At 45.6% G+C, this 5,962-nt stretch carries 5 protein-coding genes; 4 read left to right on the plus strand and 1 reads right to left on the minus strand.

What is annotated here, in order from left to right; all coding sequences use genetic code 11:
• Window positions 1-364: 364 nt before the first annotated feature.
• Window positions 365-901 carry an RNA polymerase sigma factor gene (locus tag QVO39_RS08175; RefSeq protein WP_018027594.1) on the minus strand — a complete coding sequence of 179 codons (537 nt, stop codon included), beginning with the start codon at window positions 899-901 and terminating at the stop codon, window positions 365-367.
• 275 nt (window positions 902-1,176) lie between these two features.
• Between QVO39_RS08175 and QVO39_RS08180 the strand changes: the two genes are divergently transcribed.
• From QVO39_RS08180 to QVO39_RS08195, 4 genes are all read left to right on the plus strand, one after another.
• Entirely contained in the window at window positions 1,177-3,810 is a 2,634-nt protein-coding gene (locus tag QVO39_RS08180; RefSeq protein ID WP_288171943.1) for a transglutaminase domain-containing protein, read from the plus strand.
• Window positions 3,811-3,817: 7 nt separating this feature from the next.
• The gene (gene rpoN / locus QVO39_RS08185; RefSeq protein ID WP_021903762.1) at window positions 3,818-5,266 is read left to right on the plus strand and encodes an RNA polymerase factor sigma-54; all 1,449 of its coding nucleotides are present in this window, start codon (window positions 3,818-3,820) and stop codon (window positions 5,264-5,266) included.
• A 55-nt stretch (window positions 5,267-5,321) separates the two neighbouring features.
• Window positions 5,322-5,705, plus strand: a complete 384-nt coding sequence (gene gcvH / locus QVO39_RS08190; protein ID WP_018027591.1) for a glycine cleavage system protein GcvH — start codon at window positions 5,322-5,324, stop codon at window positions 5,703-5,705.
• A 46-nt stretch (window positions 5,706-5,751) separates the two neighbouring features.
• Window positions 5,752-5,962: AIR carboxylase family protein (locus tag QVO39_RS08195; protein ID WP_288171944.1), on the plus strand; the 211-nt coding region annotated here is incomplete at its 3' end.

Here is a 5,962-nt window from a genome sequence, read left to right on the forward strand (position 1 = left end):
CCTTCCAGGCGTCGAGGTGACTGCAATCATCATTTAAAATCCCAAATGTATCGAATGTCAACCAAGGTCAACACCCGAGCAAGGGCTCTTGCCAACCCTTACTATCGTTGTCCAAACTTGGAGGCGCCTATTTTGCTTTCAAGTTGGCTATATCTTCATACTATATGCTAGTTAGCTTATGCAACACTTGGAGCAATGACCTCTCATTCACTCCCGTTAATTCCCTTTGTTGGCAAATATACACTAAAAATTTCAATTGCAAAGACTTTTGACTTGTAAATTTTCTGTTTCTCTAACATTAAAAGGAATGGCACCCTAAGAATAAACTCTTAAGGTGCCATTTTAGGTCACTTATAATGTGGATTTACCGATAGTCACTCAATTGCTCTTGAAGCTGCTTACGAGCAAAGAATATTCGGCTTTTGATTGTCCCTATTGGGAGATCAAGTTGATCGGCTATCTCCTTATATTTAAAGCCCGAAAGGTAGAGTGAAAATGGGATCTGATACAATTCGTCTAATGCCTCTATTGCTTGATTGATCTCTTTAAGACTTAGCTCGTGATCGGGAGCCCCAAGACCCTCTGTATCTCTTTGGCTACCAATATAGGAGAGGTCGGCAGAGTCATCAATAATATTATTGGTCCGAACGCTTCTGTGGTAGCTATTAATAAAGAGGTTGCGCATCACGGTAAATACCCACCCTTTGAAGTTGGTGTTGGGTCGATACTTGTCTCTATTATCCAGCACCCTGAGCGAGGTCTCTTGCATCAAGTCTTCGGCATTTGTGGGATTAGCGGTTAATGAGAGAGCAAAGCTGTACATATTTGGCTGTAGGCCAACGAGCTCTTTTTCAAAGTCGGCTTGATCCTTTTTGGTTGGTAGTTTATGGTCGTTTATCATTACATATGTATCTGTTTCTGGTCTTTGATTTGCTTTTCAAATATACAAAAACTTCGGCAGATAATCTCCCCTGACATCTCGATTTTCTTTTTCTTAACAAAGAGACTTCTGCCACTATGAACGTCGTACGATAATGGCCTTTCTAAGGTGTAGCCTCTACTTACTTGGGGTGGTGGCTTGGAGTGTCATTAAAAATGAGTACATTTGAGCACTTGATCAATTTGTCATCGTAAATGATACTTATGAAGCTTATAAGGAATTTTAAATGTCTTGCTGTGACTTCAGCGTTATGGCTTTCTTTAGCTCTTGTGGCTTGTGGGGGAGCTGAGAGTAAAAATGAGTCGCTATTCTCTAGTGAGGTAGTGCGTAGTGCCGAAAGTGCACTCTCCGATAAGTTGGCATACTTGGGTATTGAAGCTATTGACTTTGGTGACTCTCTCACTTCAAATGAAAAGGCAGCAATGACTTGGCTCTATGCCTATTCTTATACTCCTGATATATTGGATCATTCCCCTGAGTTTTATCGAGCCAATATCGATGTGGCAATCAAAGCGCGTCAGGAGCTTCCATGGGGAAGTAGCGTGCCACTCGATCAGTGGAGAGCTTTTGTCTTACCACTAAGGGTGAATAATGAAATTCTTGACGACTTTCGCACTACCTACTATGAGGAGCTTAGAGATCTTGTGAAGGATATGACCATGGAGCAGGCAGTGATAGAGCTCAATCACTGGGCTCATCAACACATTACTTATGCTCCTAGTGATGGTCGTACCTCTTCGCCTTTGGCTACTCTTCGAAATGCGCTAGGGCGGTGCGGGGAGCAGAGTACCTTTTTTGTTTCAGTATTGCGTACAGTAGGTATCCCCGCTCGGCAAGTATACACTCCAAGGTGGGCACATACTGATGATAATCACGCTTGGGTCGAGGCGTGGGTAGATGGCGAATGGCACTATTTAGGAGCCAGTGAGCCTGCTCCTGTACTAGACCACGCTTGGTTTGATGCTCCAGTGCTTAGGGCGATGCTCTTGCATACCAGGGCTTTCGGACCGTATGTGGGTAAGGAAGAGTGGCTTGGCGCTGATCTCAATACGACTGAGCTCAACGTCTCTGAGAATTATATCCCTGTAGCTCCAGCGATGGTGACCGTAGTGGATAAAGAGGGAAAGCCACTGGAGGGGGTTAAGGTGACCTTTAGAATTTATAACTATGCCGATCTCTATCCTGCTGTAACTCGCACTACCAATCGATTGGGTGAAGCCTCGGTAGAGCTAGGTTTTGGTGATGTAGTGGTGGTGGCTAGTCGTAGTCCGCAGGAGATGGCGATAGGCAAACTCACTAATAAAGAGGGCGGTGGTACTCTGAAGCTTACTCTAGGTGATTGGAGTGAGGTCCCCTCTGAGATGCATCTGACCATCACACCTCCTATTGAGAGAGTACCCCAAATTGCCGTCACGGAGGAGATGGAGCACATCAACGCTGAGCGAATGGAGGAAAATAATGCCCTTCGCCAATCATATACCGATACCTTCCCTACTGATGAACAGGCAAATTCATTGGCTAAAGAGCTGGGACTTTCTGGCGAAAAAGCAACACAGTTATCACGTCTGTATAAGGAAAGTCGTGGCTATCATAGGGAAATTGCCGACTTCTTGAGATCTTCGGCACAGCAGGGTAAAGTCCAAGAAGCGATGGCGATATTAGCCTCCCTGACCGATAAGGATCTCCATGATGTCAATATTGACGTGCTGAGAGAGACTTTGTCGCGTGATCTCACCTCTGCTCAATGGAGTGATGCCGAACTATTCTCTCCTAGAGTGATGTTGGAGCATCTCTATCCTGTCCAGAAGCAACTCGATGAAGCGATCAAGGAGATAAAGAGTGCTCACCCAGAGTGGAAAACTCTCACTATAGCTCAAAAGGCCAAGACGCTTGCAATGGTAGTTGATGGATTTAAGGTTGATGAGTCATATAATCCGAGGGGAATTGTAATGAGCCCAGCAACTGTGTGGCAGTATAAAGTTGGTGATTTGCGTAGCCTTCAGGTGCTATTGGTGCGTTTGCTTCGTACAGCGGGTATCTCTGCGAAGTACGACACAGCTAATGGTGTGATTCTTTTCAAGGACGAGCAACAGCGTGCAGAGATTTTGCCATTCAAAGAAAAAACTGAAAGTGAAGAGGTCAGTGCCGACTGCCAGCTTCTGCTCTCCTATAAGCCTGAAGGATACCTTAAGACACCTAAGTATGAGACCAACTTTTCAGTAGGCTATGTCGATGATGGGGGACAGCTATCTACTTATGGCTTTGATTGGCAGCTTCCATATGATCAAGTCTCAGGAGCTAAGCTTCTCCATGATAGAAATTACCTTCTTACTGGTACAAGGCTTGCCAATGGTGCGGTATTGATGGCACTGCGAAAACAGGAGTGTGGCAAGGTCGCTCCTCTCCTTTTTGATCGAGATGAAACAGCAATTGGTGTAATAGGAAGCCTTAATGCCGAGTCTCTTTACCACGATCTAACTAGCGATAGCGATAAGTCACTTATTAGTTCTACTGGGCGTGGGTATTATCTCCTTATTTTAGGACGTGCCCATCATGAGCCTACCGATCACATCCTGCGAGATATGCAAGCGATAAAGGGGGCTGATGGAAAGCTTTTGTTGCCTACTGTGGTACTTATCAATGATCCCTCTGCTGAGCTGAAGTCGCTATTACCAGAAGCAATTTGGGGTGAGGATAAATGGGATATAGAGTACGACTTCGTGAAGAGCAACGAGCTATCTGGCAGGTTGGATAAACCAGTGGTGATCATTGCAGATACATTCAATAGAGTGGTATTTATCTCCCAAGGTTATACCATCGGTATTGGTGAGAGGGTGGCTCAGATTGTAGAGGAACTCAAGTCAAAGTGACAGAATTATGACGACCGATGGTCATAGTAGTAAGCTAAAGCAAAAGCTCGCGCAAAACCTCTCCACCTGGCAGATACAGGTGATGAATATGGTGATGCTTCCTCATACGGAGCTAGCTGAGCGTGTCAAACAGGAGCTGATCGAAAACCCAGCATTGGAGGAGGGGCATGACTCGGATCCTGATGAGCCTCTTGACAGCCAGTCTGACGAGATGCAATCAGAGGAGGAGATCTCCATGGATGACTATGCAGATGTGGATGACATCCCTGAGACCACTCTGCGTCGCTACTATGAAGGGCAGAAAGGTGCTGATGAGATTCCTTTTGCAGAGGAGCAGAGTCTCCAAGAGTCTCTGAATGAGCAATTACCACTAACCGAATTGAGTGAACGAGATCAGCAAATTGCTAGTTTCCTCGTTGGTAGCCTAGATGATGATGGTTATCTCCGGCGATCACTGCTGGGTATTTCGGACGATTTAGCAATCTACCAGGGTGTAGAAATATCGGAAGCACACCTTATATATATATTGAGTGTAGTGCAGAGTTTGGAGCCTGCAGGGATAGCAGCTCGCTCTCTACAGGAGTGCCTGATGCTACAATTGGAGCGTCGTAAGCCTACCGAAGTGGTGCAACTAGCGCGAAAGCTTGTGAGAGACCACTTTGATGAGTTGACTCACAAGCAGATTGACCGTCTTTCAGAAAGTACTAAAGCAAGTGAGGAGGAGCTAAGGGCAGCTATCCGTTTGATTACTAGTCTCAATCCCAGTCCAGGGCTAGACTTTTCTAGTAAGTTGCAGGATACGCTGATGACGGTGATACCCGACTTTGAGGTTACTGAGCGCGATGGGGAACTTCTGGTGACACTCCATAGTGGTGATATACCCGAGGTAAGAGTAAGCCATGAGTTTGAGGAGCAGCTACAGGAACTTACTCAAAGAGAACCTAAGGGTAAGGAGGAGCGTGAAGCAAGTCGATTTGTTAGGCAGAAGCTTGATGACGCTCGCGGGTTTGTGGAGATGATCAAGCAACGCAATAATACCCTCATTACTACCATGATGGCGATTGTCCGATTGCAGCGCGACTACTTTCTTACGGGTGATGTGGCGTTGCTTAAGCCGATGATTCTTCAGGATGTGGCCGATATAGTAGGGTATGATGTCAGTACCATCTCCAGAGTGACTAGTACCAAGTATGTGCAAACCGATTTCGGGATCATCCCTTTGAAACAACTCTTCTCTGAGGGTATCACCAATGATGACGGAGATGAGGTGACTACGCATTCGGTAAAGCAGTTATTGAAGCAATTGATTGAGGAGGAGGATAAGAATAATCCCCTTTCCGACGAAGCTCTCCGACACAAATTAAAGGAGGAGGGATTTACCGTAGCACGCCGAACAATAGCTAAGTATAGAGATGGTTTGGGCATACCTATTGCGAGATTGAGAAAAGTTTGGTAACTTTGGCGAATAAAAGTTGTAAATCAAAACAAAACTAAAAACAAAAGACGCAGTTATGAATTTTCCAGAGAACTTGAAGTACAGCAAGGATCACGAATGGTTCCTTATAGAAGGCGACAAGGCCACTGTAGGTATCACAGACTTCGCTCAGAGCGAGCTTGGTGAGATCGTATATGTAGATGTGGAGGATAGCGTAGGTGAGGACATCGCAGCGGGTGAGGCTTTTGGCTCAATTGAGGCAGTGAAGACTGTTTCTGACCTTCTTACTCCAGTAGCATTTACTGTAGATGAGTTTAACGAAGAGCTCGAGGACGCTCCTGAGCTTGTGAATAGCGATCCATACGGAAAAGGTTGGATTATTAAGGTGACCCTTGAGGATCCTGATCAGGTTGGTGATCTGATGAGTGCTGAGGAGTACAAGGCACTTATCCAGAAGTAAGAGAGCCCATAGCTCTGTTTACACCCTATTAATATATTAGTAAGAGATGTCTTTACAGCCAAGAGTAAGCATTATTATGGGCAGTACTAGTGACTTGCCTGTAATGCAAAAAGCAATTGACCTACTAGAGCAGATGGAGGTGCCTTATGAGGTACACGCCTTGTCGGCACATAGGACTCCAGAGCAGGTAGAGACTTTTGCTAAGCAAGCTGAGGGGCGTGGTATTAAAGTGATCATCGCTGCAGCTGGTATGGCGG

Source organism: Porphyromonas sp. CAG:1061, from assembly GCF_000435035.1.
Classification (GTDB): domain Bacteria; phylum Bacteroidota; class Bacteroidia; order Bacteroidales; family Porphyromonadaceae; genus Porphyromonas_A; species Porphyromonas_A somerae.

Coding starts and splice junctions, on each gene's coding strand:
- QVO39_RS08175 (WP_018027594.1), bottom strand. CDS start 901: ATGATAAACGACCATAAACTACCAACCAAAAAGGATCAAGCCGACTTT.
- rpoN (WP_021903762.1), top strand. CDS start 3,818: ATGACGACCGATGGTCATAGTAGTAAGCTAAAGCAAAAGCTCGCGCAA.
- gcvH (WP_018027591.1), top strand. CDS start 5,322: ATGAATTTTCCAGAGAACTTGAAGTACAGCAAGGATCACGAATGGTTC.